Source organism: Hymenobacter guriensis, from assembly GCF_015773195.1.
GTDB classification, from domain to species: Bacteria; Bacteroidota; Bacteroidia; order Cytophagales; family Hymenobacteraceae; genus Hymenobacter; species Hymenobacter guriensis.
The window spans coordinates 17,863-33,495 of the sequence record NZ_JADWYK010000008.1 but is presented as its reverse complement, the minus strand read 5'-3'; the positions used below and the strand labels follow the sequence as shown (position 1 = coordinate 33,495).

The 15,633-nt window shown below is 57.6% G+C and carries 20 protein-coding genes; 10 read left to right on the top strand and 10 right to left on the bottom strand.

Going from position 1 to position 15,633, the window contains the following annotated elements:
* Positions 1-144 precede the first annotated feature (144 nt).
* Both I5L79_RS13905 and I5L79_RS13900 read left to right on the top strand, forming a co-directional pair.
* On the top strand, positions 145-1,254 hold the full coding sequence (locus I5L79_RS13905) for an acyltransferase family protein (protein ID WP_196955669.1): 1,110 nt from the start codon (positions 145-147) through the stop codon (positions 1,252-1,254).
* A 108-nt stretch (positions 1,255-1,362) separates the two neighbouring features.
* Positions 1,363-2,118 (top strand): IS5 family transposase, encoded by a 756-nt coding sequence (locus tag I5L79_RS13900; protein ID WP_196955668.1) that lies wholly within the window; start codon positions 1,363-1,365, stop codon positions 2,116-2,118.
* A gap of 183 nt (positions 2,119-2,301) precedes the next feature.
* Here I5L79_RS13900 and I5L79_RS23795 read toward each other — a convergent pair whose 3' ends face one another.
* Positions 2,302-2,463 (bottom strand): hypothetical protein, encoded by a 162-nt coding sequence (locus I5L79_RS23795; RefSeq protein WP_394368810.1) that lies wholly within the window; start codon positions 2,461-2,463, stop codon positions 2,302-2,304.
* Between I5L79_RS23795 and I5L79_RS13895 the strand changes: the two genes are divergently transcribed.
* The gene (locus I5L79_RS13895; RefSeq protein ID WP_196955667.1) at positions 2,437-2,598 is read left to right on the top strand and encodes a hypothetical protein; all 162 of its coding nucleotides are present in this window, start codon (positions 2,437-2,439) and stop codon (positions 2,596-2,598) included. The genes I5L79_RS23795 and I5L79_RS13895 overlap by 27 nt on opposite strands.
* Before the next feature lie 100 nt (positions 2,599-2,698).
* Here I5L79_RS13895 and I5L79_RS13890 read toward each other — a convergent pair whose 3' ends face one another.
* A complete protein-coding gene (locus tag I5L79_RS13890; RefSeq protein ID WP_231403105.1) occupies positions 2,699-2,977 on the bottom strand; it encodes a helix-turn-helix domain-containing protein in 279 nt (92 codons plus the stop codon).
* Between the two features lie 255 nt (positions 2,978-3,232).
* Between I5L79_RS13890 and I5L79_RS13885 the strand changes: the two genes are divergently transcribed.
* A complete protein-coding gene (locus I5L79_RS13885; protein WP_317191384.1) occupies positions 3,233-4,471 on the top strand; it encodes a metallophosphoesterase in 1,239 nt (412 codons plus the stop codon).
* Here I5L79_RS13885 and I5L79_RS13880 read toward each other — a convergent pair.
* Entirely contained in the window at positions 4,398-5,318 is a 921-nt protein-coding gene (locus I5L79_RS13880) for a diacylglycerol/lipid kinase family protein (RefSeq protein ID WP_196955666.1), read from the bottom strand. The genes I5L79_RS13885 and I5L79_RS13880 overlap by 74 nt on opposite strands.
* A gap of 91 nt (positions 5,319-5,409) precedes the next feature.
* The gene (locus I5L79_RS13875) at positions 5,410-6,222 is read right to left on the bottom strand and encodes a M48 family metallopeptidase (protein WP_196955665.1); all 813 of its coding nucleotides are present in this window, start codon (positions 6,220-6,222) and stop codon (positions 5,410-5,412) included.
* Positions 6,223-6,435: 213 nt separating this feature from the next.
* Between I5L79_RS13875 and I5L79_RS13870 the strand changes: the two genes are divergently transcribed.
* Complete coding sequence (locus I5L79_RS13870; protein WP_196955664.1) at positions 6,436-6,630, top strand: hypothetical protein; 195 nt, start codon at positions 6,436-6,438, stop codon at positions 6,628-6,630.
* Between the two features lie 124 nt (positions 6,631-6,754).
* On the opposite strand, the gene I5L79_RS13865 is transcribed toward I5L79_RS13870, so the two are convergent.
* Positions 6,755-7,567: a murein L,D-transpeptidase catalytic domain family protein gene (locus I5L79_RS13865; protein WP_231403103.1), complete on the bottom strand. Its 813-nt coding sequence runs from the start codon at positions 7,565-7,567 to the stop codon at positions 6,755-6,757.
* A 108-nt stretch (positions 7,568-7,675) separates the two neighbouring features.
* On the opposite strand from I5L79_RS13865, the gene I5L79_RS13860 reads away from it, so the two are divergent.
* Complete coding sequence (locus tag I5L79_RS13860; protein ID WP_196955662.1) at positions 7,676-8,062, top strand: hypothetical protein; 387 nt, start codon at positions 7,676-7,678, stop codon at positions 8,060-8,062.
* Positions 8,063-8,074: 12 nt separating this feature from the next.
* Here I5L79_RS13860 and I5L79_RS13855 read toward each other — a convergent pair whose 3' ends face one another.
* Both I5L79_RS13855 and I5L79_RS13850 read right to left on the bottom strand, forming a co-directional pair.
* A complete protein-coding gene (locus I5L79_RS13855) occupies positions 8,075-8,455 on the bottom strand; it encodes a hypothetical protein (RefSeq protein WP_196955661.1) in 381 nt (126 codons plus the stop codon).
* A gap of 281 nt (positions 8,456-8,736) precedes the next feature.
* Positions 8,737-9,207, bottom strand: coding sequence for a DUF4199 domain-containing protein (locus tag I5L79_RS13850; protein WP_196955660.1), 471 nt, complete (start codon positions 9,205-9,207; stop codon positions 8,737-8,739).
* Positions 9,208-9,483: 276 nt separating this feature from the next.
* Between I5L79_RS13850 and I5L79_RS13845 the strand changes: the two genes are divergently transcribed.
* The gene (locus I5L79_RS13845; RefSeq protein ID WP_196955659.1) at positions 9,484-11,106 is read left to right on the top strand and encodes an ABC-F family ATP-binding cassette domain-containing protein; all 1,623 of its coding nucleotides are present in this window, start codon (positions 9,484-9,486) and stop codon (positions 11,104-11,106) included.
* A gap of 18 nt (positions 11,107-11,124) precedes the next feature.
* Positions 11,125-11,874, top strand: coding sequence for a hypothetical protein (locus tag I5L79_RS13840; protein WP_196955658.1), 750 nt, complete (start codon positions 11,125-11,127; stop codon positions 11,872-11,874).
* Positions 11,875-11,949: 75 nt separating this feature from the next.
* Here I5L79_RS13840 and I5L79_RS13835 read toward each other — a convergent pair whose 3' ends face one another.
* Positions 11,950-12,117, bottom strand: coding sequence for a lmo0937 family membrane protein (locus I5L79_RS13835; protein WP_196955657.1), 168 nt, complete (start codon positions 12,115-12,117; stop codon positions 11,950-11,952).
* 341 nt (positions 12,118-12,458) lie between these two features.
* Here I5L79_RS13835 and I5L79_RS13830 point away from each other — a divergent pair, with 341 nt between their 5' ends.
* Positions 12,459-13,349 carry a 3-hydroxyacyl-CoA dehydrogenase family protein gene (locus tag I5L79_RS13830; protein WP_196955656.1) on the top strand — a complete coding sequence of 297 codons (891 nt, stop codon included), beginning with the start codon at positions 12,459-12,461 and terminating at the stop codon, positions 13,347-13,349.
* Positions 13,350-13,594: 245 nt separating this feature from the next.
* The gene (gene msrA, locus I5L79_RS13825; protein ID WP_196955655.1) at positions 13,595-14,131 is read left to right on the top strand and encodes a peptide-methionine (S)-S-oxide reductase MsrA; all 537 of its coding nucleotides are present in this window, start codon (positions 13,595-13,597) and stop codon (positions 14,129-14,131) included.
* A 37-nt stretch (positions 14,132-14,168) separates the two neighbouring features.
* Here the strand turns inward: msrA and I5L79_RS13820 are convergent, their stop codons facing one another.
* Complete coding sequence (locus I5L79_RS13820) at positions 14,169-14,711, bottom strand: hypothetical protein (RefSeq protein ID WP_196955654.1); 543 nt, start codon at positions 14,709-14,711, stop codon at positions 14,169-14,171.
* 11 nt (positions 14,712-14,722) lie between these two features.
* Positions 14,723-15,538, bottom strand: a complete 816-nt coding sequence (locus I5L79_RS13815; RefSeq protein ID WP_196955653.1) for a 2,3,4,5-tetrahydropyridine-2,6-dicarboxylate N-succinyltransferase — start codon at positions 15,536-15,538, stop codon at positions 14,723-14,725.
* Positions 15,539-15,633: the final 95 nt, after the last annotated feature.

The window sequence follows — 15,633 nt, the reverse complement described above, 5'->3', positions numbered from 1 at the left end:
CGAGCCAGAGTCGAGAAACTCCGTCCGCAACTTACTGATTCGTTTTTGTTTAGCTTATACCCATTTCCCAAACACACTCTTATGTTCTCTATATCATTCCAAAAGACACTTTAATATAGTAGCTTTGTAACCAAAAAAGTAAACATGAAGTCAACTATACACCTTCCTGGTTTGAATGGCATTAGAGCCATAGCTTGTATTGCTGTTGTTTTATCACATACTTCCCATGCTTTGGGAGATTTTGGGATAAATACTACAAACTTAGGTTTTCTAACTTCTGGCATAACTCTTGCCGGCTATGGTGTGACAATGTTTTTTTGTTTAAGTGGTTTTTTAATAACTTTTTTGCTATTACACGAAAAAAGCACAACTGGCACAATAGAAATTAAGCAATTTTATATTCGCCGCGCACTCCGCATTTGGCCATTATATTATTCATTTCTTTTACTCGGTAGTTTATACATGTATATCACTAACGGTTTTATTGACAATGCTAATCAATTACCCTTTTATATATTTTTAAGTGCCAATATACCAGTTATTACAGGACATGCCATTTTGTTATTTGCCCATTATTGGTCATTAGGTGTTGAAGAGCAATTTTATCTTTTTTGGCCTTGGCTAGGGAAGCTTAAAATCAATCAATTATTCATTGCTTCGATAGTTATAATCGTCATTGCATTAATGGCTAAATTAGCATTAAGATTAACTATCAAAAATTTTGATGAAAATATATTCTACATATCTTTACATATCACCAGATTTCACTGTATGGCAATGGGTGCTGCTGCAAGCATTATGTACTATAAAAATATCAAGTGGTTTTTGGCAATTTGCCAACATATAGTCACTCAAATTATTGTTTTCACAAGCATTATATTTATGCTATTTAATAAGTTTCACATTGCCTCTTTCATAGACAACGAAATTGTCGGGATTTTATCAATTGCCCTCATATTAGGACAAGTAGATCCCAGAAATCGCATAGTAAATTTAAATAAACCCTTATTTAATTTTTTTGGGAAAATATCGTATGGAATATACGTTATTCATCCAATTTTAATTATTATATTATCTCGAATAATTCATGCATTTGACATGAATTATATAATGCGCTTTGCCTTAGCATATATTAGCGTTATGATTATTACGACATTAGTAGCTCATTTGTCTTATAGATATTTTGAAAGACCTTTCTTGAAAATAAAAACTAAGTATATGATTATTAACAGCAGCGCAACAGGTATACATTAAAGAATTGACGGTGACAATTGTACTTAGAGCGTGTTTGGGAATTGGGCAGGGGGCAAATAAAAGCGAGTCAGCAAGTTGCCGGGGGAGTTCCTAGGTTCCTTCTGGCTTATGGTTGAGTGCTATCAACCCCTTACTGACTCGCAATGGCAAGTTATCGAGTTGCTGTTGCCTGTGCAACGGCGCCGCCGCTTGTGTTTGCGTCACGTCTTCGATGCGTTGCTCGACGTGTGTCGCACGGGCTGCCAATGGCGGGCGCTGCCCCCGCAGTTTCCGCCCTGGACGGCGGTGTACTACTATTTCTACCGCTGGCAGCGTCTGGGCCTGTGGCAGCAGCTCAACACGCTGGTCAACGCCCTGGATCGGGTGGCACACGGCCGCGAACCTACCCCAGCGTTGGCGTGTGTGGACAGCCAAAGCGTGAAGCTGGCCCCGCGCATTTACGAACACCGCGTCCTGGACGCGCATAAACTCGTCAACGGCCGCAAACGCCAGCTGCTGGTTGATTCGGGCGGGCGCATCTGGGCGGCCCATGTGCACGCGGCCCACCGCCATGACAGCACCGGCGCGCTGGCTTTGCTGCCGCAGCGCCCCTGGTGGGCGCGGCGCCTGCAGCGGGTGCTCACCGATGCCGCCTACCGCGGGCGCTTCACCCGCCATCTGCTGAGCTTGGGTGTGGCTCAGCAGATCAGCAGCCGGCCACCCACGCAGCGCGGTTTCGTACCGCTGGCCCGGCGCTGGGTCGTCGAGTGCACCTTCGCCTGGCTGGCCCGGCGCTGGGTCGTCGTTGATTATGAATTCACCCCCGCTAGCCATGCCGCCTGGCTCTTGCTGGCCAACATCACCATGGCCCTCAATCGCGCTTGAATCCCCAAACACGCTCTTAGGAATAAAGAAGCGTCATCAGCAGAATCGATTCTGTGAGTGTATGGGATTAATCAAACGCCTTCCTATAGCAGGTTCATGAACGGTGTACGTGGTAGCCGCCGTAATTGAACCGGGCTTTGGCGTCCTGGCTGGTAACCCACTGCAGTGCGTCTTGGGTGGCGGTCAGCAGCGCCTCGCGGGTGCGGGCTTGCGCTTGGCGCAGTTTCGCTTTGAGCTTGCTCCAGCCCTGCTCGACCGGGGGAAGTCGGGCGAGTACGGCGGCAGAAACAGGACCTCGACGCCGCATCGAGCTAGTCTTTGCTGCAGCCCGCCGAGCTTGTGCACCGGCAGGTTATCGAGCACCTGCACAGCTTTCAGCCCGCGCACGCCCAGCGCACCAAGCAACGGCAGGCTCTTGCCACGCTTCAGCGGCACGGCACGGCCCCGCCTACACGCCTGCCGCCCACAGCCCGCCCGTAGCGGCGCGTGTAATCCAGCCGCAGTGCGGTCTCGTCGAGGAAGTAAAAGGCCGGCCACGGCTTCGACATGTTGGCAGCGCAATTCGTGCACGCGTTCGGTGTCACGCTCGGTGGCGTACAGGCTTTTTTTTGCGGCGCAGCCCGTGCTCGTCGAGCACGCGCCAGACCGAGCCCACGCTCACGCGCTGCCCGGTGTGGGCCTGCAGCGCCTCGCGCAACTCGGCCAGTGTCGCGTCCGGCTGCCGCCCGACCTGGGCCACCAGCCACGCCTGCGCCGCCGCGTCCAGGCACCGCGGCGGCCCGCCCCGCCCGGGCAGCGCCGCCAGCGAACCCGTTTGCCGCTGCCGGCGCACGAGCTTGCCCACGAAGGCCACGCTCACGCAGAAACGGGCCGCCACCTGCGCCTGCCAGGCACCCGGCTCGGCCAGCGCCTACGCCACGCGCTAGCGCAAATCCAAGGAATACGCTTGCATACACCTGTCTACGGATGCCGCCCATTAGCAGCTACACTGTTCTCGAATCTGCTATAATATCGCTAAGATCCATATACAACTTCATCGGCTAAGCGTGCTTGGTTCCCAGCTATCAGCCTCAGAAGCCCGTATACGCACCGGTATGCTTAGCTGGTTTTGCGCGTGACTTCGGGGCTCTTACTTATCGGGTACGTGGCCGCTGCCGTGGTAGCGCTGCTGAGCGTGTGGCTCCTGGTGCGGCACACGCAGGAGCGCCGCTGGCGGCGGCGCGTATGGGTGGCTCCCGCCTACGGCCACTGGCCCGAGGCGACGCCCCCGCCAGCCGCTGCGCGTCGCTACCAGCTGGCCCTCATCGGCGACACTGGTGCCGTGGCTACCACCGGCCCCGACTCGGTGCTGAGGCTGCTGCAGGAGTGGCAGCAGGCTGCCGGAGAAGCCAGTGCTACCGTCTTGCTCGGGGATAATGTATATCCGACCGGTATTCCACCGCAGAGTGCACCCGGCCGGCCAGATGCCGAGCGGCGCCTGCTCACGCAGCTGCAGTCTTTTGAGAGCTATGCCGGCCAGGTCATCTTCCTCAGCGGCAACCACGACTGGAACAAGGGGCGCCCCAATGGGCTGGAGTACGTGCTGCGTCAGCAGCAGCTGGTACACGAGCATCTGCCCGCCGCCCACTTCCTGCCCGCCAACGGCCTTCCTGGCCCCGTGACGCTGCAGCTGGCCCCCGGCATTCTGCTGGTGGTCCTGAACACCCAGTGGTGGGTGCAGCAGGGACAGCGCCCTTCGGCTACGGCCGGTGGCAGGCCTTTTCAGGACTTGCTGCAGATTTTGCGGGCCAACCAGCACCAGCAGATCATTGTGGCCGGGCATCATCCCCTGTATTCCAATGCCATCCACGGCGGCAAGTTCACAGCCCGGCAACACATGTTTCCGCTTACCACGGTGCATAAAAAAGCGTATTTGCCGCTGCCCCTTATAGGCTCCCTGCTGCCCGTGTATCGCAAGCTGGTGGGAGCAGCCGAGGACATGGCTCACCCCCGCTACCGTCACCTGCGGCGCCGCCTGCTGCGCGTACTGCACCAGTTCCCCAACCTTATCTACGCCGCCGGCCACGACCACAACCTGCAGTATTTCCAGCGCCAGGGCAGCCATTACCTGGTTAGCGGGGCGGGCAGCAAAACAGCCTTTGTGCAACACGGCGGGCGGGCTGCTTTCGTGCACGAGCACAAGGGCTTTTTCGTGCTGGAATTCTACCAGAACGCCGAGGTATGGCTGCGGGTGCTGGAGCCCGGCACCCCGCCCGGCACCGACGTATTCCGTTGGCAACTTATTCGGCCGGGACGGGCAGCGGCACCAGCACCCGCAGGCTCGCAGGCAGCATCTGAATTTCGAGGGGCATAGGCAGCTTCAGCGGCTCCCCGTCCACCTGTACCAACGCTTGCTCCTGCCCCTGAATATGAATGCGGGCGTGCCGGCAGCACAGGCGGCGGGTGTAAAGAGACTCGTCGAACCCTTCGGTGTAGAGCCGATACAGAATGCCCGGCGCGGCCGTGCCCGGAAATGGCTCAATCAGACACAGCTCAAACTCGCCGTCGTCCAGCTGGCCGGCGGGGTTGATGACCACATTGCTGCCAAAGGTGTTGGCGTTGGCCACGGTGAGCATAAAGGCCGTCCCTTCGAAGGTTTCCCGGTCGGTTTCGATGTGGTACACGGCGGACTCGTAGTCCAGGTATTCCTGCATGGCGATGCGCACGTAGGCCCCCGGCCCTCTTGTGTCCCCTGCGGCAAATCTCTCCACAATCAATGCGTTGAAGCCCAGATCGGCCAGGTGGGCCGAAAAGTGCCCGCCTACCCGCAGCGTGTCGATGCTGCGTACCGTGTGCCGCCAGATAAGCGGCAGCGCCTCCTCCAGGCTCTGCCCGATGCCCAGATCTTTCGACAAGCCATTGCCCGAGCCCAGCGGCAGAATGCCCAGCGGCGTTTCGGTGCCTGTCAATGCTTCCCCTACAAGGTTCACGGTGCCGTCGCCGCCCGCCGCAAATACGGCCTCGGCGGGCTCTTGATGCAGGTGCTGACGCAACCGGGTCAGGTCATCCTTGCCGGTAGTATGGAAAAACGTGGCGGTGCGGCCATGCTCCCGGCAGTATTCCTGGATACGTTCTTCCAGCCCTTCCTTGTCGATGTCGCCCGAAATGGGGTTGAGCACGAAGAGCAGATTACGCAGCAAAAGCGACTTGGGAAAAGCCATGCGGGAGATTGAAGTAACGAAAGTTGAGGATACAAAAACTGCTGGCCGGCAGTGTGCCAGCCAGCAGTAATACCAGCGCTTGGGCGAATCGTTAGGGCTTCAGGCCGGCCGGTACACCATTGGGAAAGCGGGTCTGAATTTCCTGCTGAATTTCCTGGGTACGGTTGCCGGGGTTCGGGTGCGTCTGCAGAAACTCGGGGCCACCGCCGCCACCGCCGCTTTGCTCCAGCACCTGCATCACCTGCAGCAGGGCGCGGGGGTCGTAGCCGGCATCGGATACATAGTCGACGCCCACCCGGTCGGCTTCCAGCTCATCTTCGCGGCTGAAGCGCAACGACACTACTTTGGCTACGGCGGCAGCAATAGCGGCATTGGCAATGGAGCCGCCGGGTCGGTCGGGGTCGTAAGCGGCAATACCTGCAGCACCGGCCAGCCCCTGCGTGAGCTGCGACTTGGCTAGCTGCTCGGCCGAGTGCCGTTGGATAACGTGGCCGATTTCGTGGGCCAGTACACCGGCCACCTGGCCTTCGGACTTAAGCTGTTTTACCAGCCCCGCCGTCACGAACACCTGCCCGCCGGGCAGCGCAAAGGCATTGATGGTCTGGTCGTCAGCCAATAGATGAAAGTCGAACTTGTAGGGGGAACGAACGGCCGGGGAACCCTGGATAATGGCATTGCCAATCCGGTCGATAGTGTTCTGGGCTTCCTGGTCGGGATATAAACCGCCGTACTGCTGGGCCATTTCGGGAGCCGCCTGCAAACCCAGGGCAATTTCCTGGTCGGTGGTCATGTTCACGTGCTGCGTTTCGCCGGTGACGGGGTTGGTCTGGCGGTTGCAGTAGTAGGTAATCAGCGAAAAGCCCCCGACAATCAGGGCGATGAGGTAGCGTAGGTTGCCGCGCATTATGGAGGGAGAAAAAGGCGTGGGAGAGAGAAGCGCCGCTGGCCCGCAGGCCAGGGTTTGCAGTGTAACGCGAAGGCGTAAGCAGGGTTGCAGTGGCTGTGGGCCGGCCGCTTGTCACCTTACGGCCGCGTTTTGCGTAGAGGGCGCGGGACGCCCCTGGGGGCAAACCACGTTGTACTCCTCTCCTTCTCTTCCCTTTCTTCTTCCGAACATATGAATCAGAAACGCACTTTTGGCGCCATTCTCACTATTCTTGGCATTGTGGGCATCATTTACGGGGCGCTGGGCTTCATGCAGGTTGCCGGGGTAGTACTGGGCAAGATGAACTCCATCGTACCCTTCGTAGTCGGGCTGATTTTCTTCTTTGCCGGCATCAACCTGGTAAAAGCTACCGGGGACAGGTCCTGATGAAGTAGCCGGCTCAAGCCTGTTAGCCTATCGTCCGCATTACATTTACCATAGCAAAAAGGCCCTTCGGATTCAATATCCGAAGGGCCTTTTTGTGTTAATACGGTTGGTTTTAGTGCCGGAATCAGCCTACTCCCTGCAGGCCTTTTGCCCGCGCGAAGCCGTATAGTGCCGAGTCCAGCGTCAGCCAGGCCGAAGCATAAGAAACGTTTTGCGGGGCATGCGCAAACACCACCGAGCCCGCCTGAATGGCACGAATAATCCGCGGGGCCTCGGTGACGGGCAGAGCCGGGCAGCCTTGGCTGCGCCCCAGCCGACCATGCTGGCGTACAAAGGCTTCACTCACATAGTCGGCACCGTGGACTACCACGGCCCGGTCAGCGGCGTGAGAGTTGTAGTCGTCGTCCATGCCATGCAGCTTCAGCGAGAGGCCGTGCTTGCCGGTGTACGGCTGGCCCGTTACATAAAAGCCCAGGCTGCTCATTTCGGAGCCATTTCGGTTGGAGAACGTGCGGGCCAGATCTTCACCGGTGTTTTTGCCGTGCGCTACCAGCGTATGGTGCAGCAGCCGGTTCTGGCGTACGTCTATCACCCACAAGCGCTTCTGGCGGCTGGGCAGGTTGAAATCGATAATGGTGAGGGGCGCGCCGGCAGCAGCGGAGCCGTGCTGCTGCAGGTTGTAGTAGCCCAGTAGCGCCTGGCGGTATACATCGGGCCGCAGGCCGGTAAGGGACAGGCGGGCGGCCGTGTAGGTGCGCAATACTTCCTGCTCAAACGCCGTCTGGTAGAACGCTCGTTGCACTTCGCTGAGCTGCACGGTGCGCGGATTGCCCGCCGGCCGGGGTGAAGCAGCCACGGCGGCATCTGCTCCCAGCACACTTATCACTCCCAGCATCAACCCACTAACCCTGCGCAACAATCCTTTCATATGCTTCATTCTGGTTGTTACTCAGCTACTGCCACCGGCCCTACAAGACCGGCACTACCGCCAATTTAGTAGTTTTACGGCGTGCTCCCAACGCCCTGCCCTTTATCCTGGTTCCCTATGCAAGTTTGTCGCGCCGTTTTTTTTGCTTCGGCTTTGCTGTTAGCTGGCTGCAGCCACCAGGCGGCCTCCCTGCCGGGCTTCGAGGCCGCCACCTGGCGCTCAGACCCCTATGCCTGCAACGACACGCGGGCCAGCCAGCTGCCAGTGCTCCAGAAAAACCGCGAAGCGCTGTACGGCGTCCACACCGATGCTATCGACAAGCTCCTGGGTCGGCCCGATGAGGTAGAGCTTTCGGCCCAGACGGAGAAGGTATATATCTATTATCTGCGGCCGGGCGCGCAGTGTGAGGCCGGGCACCCCCGGTCGCAGGCGTCCAAACTGAGCTTGCGCTTCGACCCGCTGGGGTTGGTTTCAGAAGTGCTGCTGCCGGTAGGACATCAGTAAAGTCCGCGGAGGCTAGCCCCGGCTATCCTCGCTGATGGTGGCGGGCTCTCCGGAAGCCGGATAACTTGCCTGCAGCAGCTGCTCTACCTGGGCGGGCCGCAGAATCTTGCGGCATTCCTGCTCATAATATGTGTCCAGGGCCTGGCTCTGGAGGCGCAGTTGCTCCGGGTCGCCCCCGTAGTGCCATTGCAGCTCATCCTGGCGGGCTACCATGGTGAGGTAAAGCACACGCATGCGCACCTGCTGGGCTTGCGTGAGATGGAGGCTCTGGCTTAGGTCGCGGGTGATGACGCGGCTGCGTACGGCCGTGCGCACGGAAGCCAGCGGGCAAGGTAGTTCCACCACTTGGTCGCCGGCCTGGGCCGCTACGGGAGCCAGTGAAACAAAGCTCAACAGAAGCGTTAGTAAAGTGCGTGTCATAGCCGGGTAGTGTATACAAAGAAGCTGCAGGATGCGCAGACTGGTTTATGAATACTATAGAAACCGGCCGTTACTCGGGTTTCGTTCCTTCAAGTTATAACTTATTTTCAATAAATAGAAGATAAAATACTATTAAAATATATAGCTGTTACGTCCGCTCGTGCCTAATTCTATAAAACGGTGGTCGTACAAAAGCCCGCTCCATACGCCACTGGCTTTTGGAACGGGCTTGCCTATTTATCTTCTTCGCCTGACTACTCCACTCCCTGCATGGGCATGTGGTCGGGGCTTTTGAAGTACTGCATAGCTACCAGGGAGATGATAACGCCCGCCATGGCGCCCTGCAGCAGAATGGCCAGAAAGCAGATAGTTATCGACAGATCGGCCCCAAACAGGTCCGTGGCGCGCAACTGCTCTACCAAGCCGGGGTTGAGAACAGCGTAGACCAGGAAAAAGAAGCCAAATGCCACCGAAGCCACAATGGCCGTGATGATGCCCGTGCCGAAGCCATGCAGGTAGGGCATCCGGTCGTGGCGGTAGCGCCGGTAGCGGGCAATGGCCAGGCAGATGCCCACGGCCAGAATTACGACGTTGAGGTAGCTCAGTTCCACGCGGCCTGTTAGGCCTAACAGGCCAGCCACCAGAAAATAGAGAACCATGCCAGCGGCCGTCAGCAAGCCATAGCGGACGCCGTTGTTTTCGGGGGTAATGTGGGAATCAGTCATAACACAGCGAAGGAAAAAGTGAAAATAGGTCTGCCGGAACTCCCAGCGGCCACTGTCTTGTTCAGTACCAGCGGGTTGCCAGTCTGCTCCAAGGCTATACGCAGCCCGCTACCTGGGTTGTTGTGCCGGCCGGCAGTTTTCTGCAGGCAGCCCAGCCAGGGCGCTGCCCGGCCGGCTAAATGGCCCTTAGAGCACGGAGGCCCAGGCATTTTTCCTTACTTTTGCGCGCCGCTAGGCCGTTAGGCTTTCCTGCGCATTCGACCTTCTTGCCTTTTTATGATCAGCACCACCAACGTTAGCTTGCGCTACGGCAAGCGCATCCTGTTCGAAGACGTCACCATTAAGTTTATGCCCGGCAACGTGTACGGCCTTATCGGGGCCAATGGCGCCGGGAAGTCCACGTTCCTGAAGATTCTCTCGGGCGAGATTGAGCCCAACACCGGTGCGGTGGACATGCCCAAGGGTGCCCGCCTCTCGGTGCTCAAGCAGAACCAGTTTGCCTACGACGCCTACCCCGTGCTCCAGACCGTAATTATGGGCCACACACGCCTGTGGAAGGTGATGGAGGAAAAAGACGCCATCTACGCCAAGGCCGATTTCACCGATGCCGACGGGGAGCGGGCCGCCGAGCTGGAAGGCGAGTTTGCCGACCTTGAAGGCTGGAATGCTGAGTATGAAGCCGCCGAGCTGCTGTCCGGCCTGGGCATTGGCGAAGACAAGCACCACACCCTGATGAGCGACCTGGGCACCTCCGACAAAGTGCGGGTGCTGCTGGCCCAGGCCCTGTTTGGCAACCCCGACGTGCTGCTGCTGGACGAACCCACCAACGGCCTCGACGCCGAAACTGTGCTGTGGCTGGAGAACTTCCTCGACTCGTTCCAGAACACGGTGATTGTGGTCAGCCACGACCGGCACTTTCTGGACGCGGTGTGTAACTACATGGCCGACCTGGACTTCTCCAAAATCACGATGTACCCCGGCAACTACTCGTTCTGGTACGAGAGCAGCCAACTCGCTTTGCGCCAGCGGCAGGAAGTGAACAAGAAAACCGAAGACAAGCGCAAGGAGCTGGAAGAATTTGTGCGCCGTTTCTCGGCCAACGCCTCCAAATCCAAGCAGGCTACCTCGCGCCAGAAGCTGCTCCAGAAGCTCACGCTGGAGGAAATCAAGCCCAGCTCGCGCAAGTACCCCTACATTGCCTTCAAGCCCGAGCGCGAAGCCGGCAACCAGCTGCTGGCGGTAGACAACCTGAGCGCCTCGGTAGATGGGCAGGTGATTTTCAAGAACGTGTCGTTTGCCCTCGATAAGAAGGACAAGGTGGCCATCATCAGCCGCGACGACCGGGCTGCTTCCCTGCTGTTCGACATCCTGTTTGAGCAGGCCAAGCCCGAGTCGGGCTCGTTCAAGTGGGGCACCACCATCACGCCCAGCTACTTCCCCAAGGAAAATGAGGTGTTCTTCGATACTGATCTGAACCTGGTGGACTGGCTGCGCCAGTACAGCACCGAGAAGGATGAGTCGTTTATCCGGGGCTTCCTGGGCCGCATGCTGTTCTCGGGCGAGGAGTCGCAGAAGAAAAGCAACGTGCTGAGCGGGGGCGAAAAAGTGCGCTGCATGCTTTCCAAGATGATGATGGAAAGCGGCAACGTGCTGGTGCTCGACGACCCCACGAACCACCTCGACCTGGAAAGCATTACGGCCCTCAACAACTCCCTGCAGGAGTTCAACGGCACGCTCATTTTTGCCTCCCACGACTTACAGGTGGTGGAAACCGTGGCCAACCGCATCATCGAGCTTACGCCCACCGGCATCATTGACCGGCGCATGCACTACGAGGAGTATCTGGCCGACGAGAACATCAAAACCCAGCGCCAGCGCATGTACCAACTGGTATCGTAGGCGCGTTGTAGCCCCGCTATGAAACAACTCCTGCTTTTGCTTTCCCTCGGAGGGGCCAGCCTGTGGCTGGCCCCGGCCGTGCGCGCCCAAACCACCGACAGCACCCAAACGGCCAAGCCCGAGCTGAACACGGCCCCACCCGCCCCGGCTCGGCAGCCGGCTACTCCTGCGCCGGTGTATACGCCTGCCGAGCCCACGCCGCGTTCGGCCGAGGACATACCGGCTCCACAGCCCGGCACACGGCCCGAGGCACAGGCTCCGCAGGTAGCCCGTAAGTTTTTCCTGTACTCCAACTTCGGGCTAGGCTATAGTAACTCTGGCGGCTTCGGCAGCCAGTTTAACTTCAGCCTGTCGCCGGCCATTGGCTACCGGGTTTCCGATAGGTTTGCCATTGGCCCTGGGGTTAGCTATGCTTACAATAACTACGGCTTGGAGCGTGGCTATGTACAGCAAGGCTTCCCGAAAAACATCAGTACCAATAGCTACGGCGTGAAAGTCTTCGCGCAATATCGGGTCATTGACCAGTTTTTTGCGCACGGCGAGTATGAGGTTACATTTGCCGAAACTACTCCTGAGACTATCTATCTGGGTGGTCCCTACACAGAGAAACACACGGTTTCCACCCCGTTGCTGGGCGCTGGCTACCGCCAGCAGTTTGGTGATAGGGCCGCCGGCGACATTCTGCTGCTCTATAACTTCAACGATGGGCTATACAAAGTTTACGGCCAGCCTGTCATTCGTTTCTGCTTTCTGTTCGACCTGAAATAAAGCTCCTTAGAAACAATAAAAAGGGCTGCTCCGGAATGGAGCAGCCCTTTTTGTCTTTATTGGCAGCAGGAATACCTACACCCGCCCGCCGCGAATCAGGCGCAGCACTACGGCGATGATGGCAATAACCAGCAGAATGTGAATCAGGTTGTTGCCCTGAATGCCCGTGCCCAGAATGCCGAAGAAGCCGAGGGCCCAGATGATGATCAGGATGACGGCAATGATATACAGCAGATTACCCATGGTGGTGAAGGTGAAATGTGGTTGGAAATTGGAGAGGAGAGAAACCACCACCCTACTGCCTGATTTTGTTTAAACAAAAACGCTGGTAAGGTGATTTGCGGTTTTGTACGCGGGTATTTAGAAAAGGATATAAATCGATAGGAAAATTCTTAGTTGGCCGGCCGGCGCACGCCAGAAGCTGGTTGGCTTTGCCAGTGCTGACGACGGTTTTTTCTTTCCCCTGGCTTGCCCTCCAGGCGTGACCCGGGCGCAGGATGGCTGTTGGCCCCGCCGGATTTCCGGCTAGCTTTGCGGGCGCGGGCCGTGAGTGGCCCGCGCTTCCCACCCAACCTGTTTTTAGTATGCAACACGTAGCCGTTATTGGCTCGGGCACCATGGGCAATGGCATTGCCCACGTTTTTGCCCAACACGGATTTCCCGTGGCGCTTATCGACATCAACCAATCGGCCCTGGACCGGGCCCTCACTACCATCGGCAAAAACCTGGACCGGCAGGTAGCCAAAGGCACTCTTTCAGAGGCCGACAAGAGTGCTACGCTGGGCCGCATCACGGCCTATACCAACCTGGCCGAGGGCGTAGCCCAGGCCGATGTGGTGGTAGAAGCTGCCACCGAAAACGTGGAGCTGAAGCTCAACATCTTCCGGGAGTTGGACCAGCACGCCCCGGCCGGCGCCATTCTGGCCTCCAACACGTCGTCTATTTCCATCACCAAAATTGCGGCCGTCACCAAGCGGCCCACCCAGGTGATTGGCATGCACTTTATGAACCCCGTACCGGTGATGAAGCTGGTGGAGGTCATTCGGGGCTACGCTACGTCCGACGAGGTAACGGCGCAGGTAATGGACCTCTCGCGGCAGCTGGGCAAAACGCCCACGGAGGTAAACGACTACCCCGGCTTCGTGGCCAACCGCATTCTGATGCCCATGATCAACGAGGCTATCATTACCCTGTTTGAGGGTGTGGCCGGCGTAGAGGAAATCGATACGGTCATGAAGCTGGGCATGGCCCACCCCATGGGCCCCCTGCAGCTGGCCGATTTCATTGGGCTGGACGTGTGCCTAGCTATTCTGCGGGTGCTGCACGAGGGCCTCGGCAACCCCAAGTACGCCCCTTGCCCGCTGCTAGTGAACATGGTAATGGCCGGCCGCCTGGGCGTGAAATCAGGTGAAGGCTTCTACACCTGGACGCCCGGTTCCAAGGACCTGGTAGTGGCCGAACGGTTTCGCCGGTAAGCAGCTATCCACCCACTGGCCCTCACGGCTATTAGGCGGGACTTGTAGCAAATCATGAAGTGCCTGCCGAGTAGTCGGCAGGCACTTTCGCGTTCCTGGAAGCTACTGGCCGACTAGCCGATACGGTCTGCCGCCGGTATGTAAGCGCAGGCAGCTAGCCGGTGCGTAGCTTTCCGGTGAAACCTTCGGAGGTTGAATACGCTTATAGAGTATCCTTTTTCAGTGTAATTCTCTTTCCTAACTACATGGAACAAGCCACGTTTGGCGGCGGCTGCTTTTGGTGCACCGAAGCCGTATTTCAGAATCTTAAGGGCGTGCAGAAAGTTGTATCGGGCTACACCGGCGGGCGCATTGCCAACCCTACCTATAAGGAAGTGTGCAGCGGTCTCACGGGCCACAACGAGGTTATTCAAATCACCTTCGACCCGGCCGTTATCAGCTACGAGGAGCTGCTGGAAATCTTCTGGAAAACTCACGACCCTACCACCCTCAACCAGCAGGGCAACGACGTAGGTACCCAGTACCGCTCGGGCATCTACACCCACAATGAGGAGCAGCAGCACCTGGCCGAAGCCTACAAGCAGAAGCTCACGGCCGCCAACGCTTTCAATGGCCCTATTACCACCGAAATCCTGCCCCTGAAGGCGTTCTACCCCGCCGAGAACTACCACCAGAACTACTACAACCTGAACGGCTCCCAGCCCTACTGCCAGTTTGTGGTGAAAAGCAAGGTAGACAAGGTGAAGGCCGTGTTCGGGGAGAAGCTGCGGGAGGCGGTATAAGCCAACTCTCCTTTTGACAACAAAAAAGCCCGCTTAATCAGCGGGCTTTTTTTGTGCTCATAGCGGCCAAGTCGGCTTCCATGATGGTAAGGCGGTTCAGGTACTCAGTGGCGTACTCCCAAGGGTCCCCAACCCTGATTAAAGCCTTTTCAGCTACGTACCGCTGGCGTCGAAAAGCAAGTTCGGCCATAGCTAACATTGTTTTATCGGCCTTGCCCGCAATCTTGTATTGTCCGAATACTGTAGCAATAACCGCTCGGTCAAGCTCATTATTCAAACTCTGCTCCTCCCGATCAATTGTATCCAGCTGAGTCAGATCGACCAGTTTTAGATACTCCGCATTGAAGTCCCATTCCTCGATTTGACGCCGAAGAAAGCGGGCAACTTTTTCGCCGGCGCCACGCTCCCGGTACCAGTCTTCCAGATTAAGTAGCGTATCGGCCCCAGAGTCATTGCCAAATGGCGAAAAGTCGTCCGTGCAGTCGTAGTAGAAATCGGCTGACGCATGCTCCACAAAGAACGGGTGGCTGGTTTCCCGCGCCAACCCTTCCTCAGAGTCATCGAAATAGCAATTGCTCATCGCGGACCAGCTTATACCGACACGCCGAAGTCCCGCAGTGCGTCATTCAGGCTGGTTTTCAGATCGGTACTGGGCTTGCGCTGGCCGATGATGAGGGCGCAGGGCACGTGGTACTCGCCGGCGGCAAACTGCTTGGCATAGGAACCCGGAATGACCACCGAGCGGGCCGGCACGTAGCCTTTGTACTCCTTGGGCTCGGCACCCGTCACGTCGATAATCTTGGTGCTGCCCGTGATGGTGACGCCCGCCCCGATAACGGCCTCACGGCCCACGCGGCAGCCCTCTACCAGAATGCTGCGGGAACCGATGAAGGCCCCATCCTCGATGATAACCGGGGCGGCCTGCACCGGCTCCAGCACGCCCCCGATGCCCACGCCCCCGCTCAGGTGTACGCCGGCTCCAATCTGGGCGCAGGAGCCCACGGTGGCCCAGGTATCTACCATCGTACCCTCGCCCACCCAGGCGCCAATGTTCACGTAGCTGGGCATCAGGATAACGCCGGAAGCTAGATAGGCGCCGTAGCGGGCCACGGCGGGCGGCACCACGCGCACCCCTTGGCCGGCGTAGTCAGTTTTGAGCAGCATTTTGTCGCGAAACTCAAAGGGGCCTACTTCAAGGGTTTCCATCTGGCGGATAGGGAAGTAAAGGATGACGGCTTTCTTCACCCAGTCGTTCACCTGCCAGTCGTCGCCGCGGGGCTCGGCCACGCGCAGGCGGCCCTTGTCCAGCTCCTCAATGATGGTGTTGATAGCCTCAACGGTAGCAGGTTGCTGGAGCTGGCTTCGGTCGTTCCAGGCAGCTTCTATGGTAGCTTGCAGGTCGGTCATGGTTGGTTTGAATGGTTTATATGGCTGGATGGCTGACTGGTTAAGTGACTGTCATGGCGAGCAAAGCAAAGCCATCCGTCCTGAGCAAAACCAGA

What these genes read in the sequence shown, in the direction of transcription:
- I5L79_RS13900 (WP_196955668.1), top strand. Translation starts at nt 1,363, where the DNA reads ATGGTTGAGTGCTATCAACCCCTTACTGACTCGCAATGGCAAGTTATC.
- I5L79_RS13865 (WP_231403103.1), bottom strand. Translation starts at nt 7,567, where the DNA reads ATGAAGCATATGAAAGGATTGTTGCGCAGGGTTAGTGGGTTGATGCTG.
- I5L79_RS13820 (WP_196955654.1), bottom strand. Translation starts at nt 14,711, where the DNA reads ATGAGCAATTGCTATTTCGATGACTCTGAGGAAGGGTTGGCGCGGGAA.
- I5L79_RS13815 (WP_196955653.1), bottom strand. Translation starts at nt 15,538, where the DNA reads ATGACCGACCTGCAAGCTACCATAGAAGCTGCCTGGAACGACCGAAGC.
- I5L79_RS13880 (WP_196955666.1), bottom strand. Translation starts at nt 5,318, where the DNA reads ATGGCTTTTCCCAAGTCGCTTTTGCTGCGTAATCTGCTCTTCGTGCTC.
- I5L79_RS13875 (WP_196955665.1), bottom strand. Translation starts at nt 6,222, where the DNA reads ATGCGCGGCAACCTACGCTACCTCATCGCCCTGATTGTCGGGGGCTTT.
- I5L79_RS13905 (WP_196955669.1), top strand. Translation starts at nt 145, where the DNA reads ATGAAGTCAACTATACACCTTCCTGGTTTGAATGGCATTAGAGCCATA.
- I5L79_RS13870 (WP_196955664.1), top strand. Translation starts at nt 6,436, where the DNA reads ATGAATCAGAAACGCACTTTTGGCGCCATTCTCACTATTCTTGGCATT.
- I5L79_RS13840 (WP_196955658.1), top strand. Translation starts at nt 11,125, where the DNA reads ATGAAACAACTCCTGCTTTTGCTTTCCCTCGGAGGGGCCAGCCTGTGG.
- msrA (WP_196955655.1), top strand. Translation starts at nt 13,595, where the DNA reads ATGGAACAAGCCACGTTTGGCGGCGGCTGCTTTTGGTGCACCGAAGCC.
- I5L79_RS13835 (WP_196955657.1), bottom strand. Translation starts at nt 12,117, where the DNA reads ATGGGTAATCTGCTGTATATCATTGCCGTCATCCTGATCATCATCTGG.
- I5L79_RS13860 (WP_196955662.1), top strand. Translation starts at nt 7,676, where the DNA reads ATGCAAGTTTGTCGCGCCGTTTTTTTTGCTTCGGCTTTGCTGTTAGCT.
- I5L79_RS13830 (WP_196955656.1), top strand. Translation starts at nt 12,459, where the DNA reads ATGCAACACGTAGCCGTTATTGGCTCGGGCACCATGGGCAATGGCATT.
- I5L79_RS13845 (WP_196955659.1), top strand. Translation starts at nt 9,484, where the DNA reads ATGATCAGCACCACCAACGTTAGCTTGCGCTACGGCAAGCGCATCCTG.
- I5L79_RS13850 (WP_196955660.1), bottom strand. Translation starts at nt 9,207, where the DNA reads ATGACTGATTCCCACATTACCCCCGAAAACAACGGCGTCCGCTATGGC.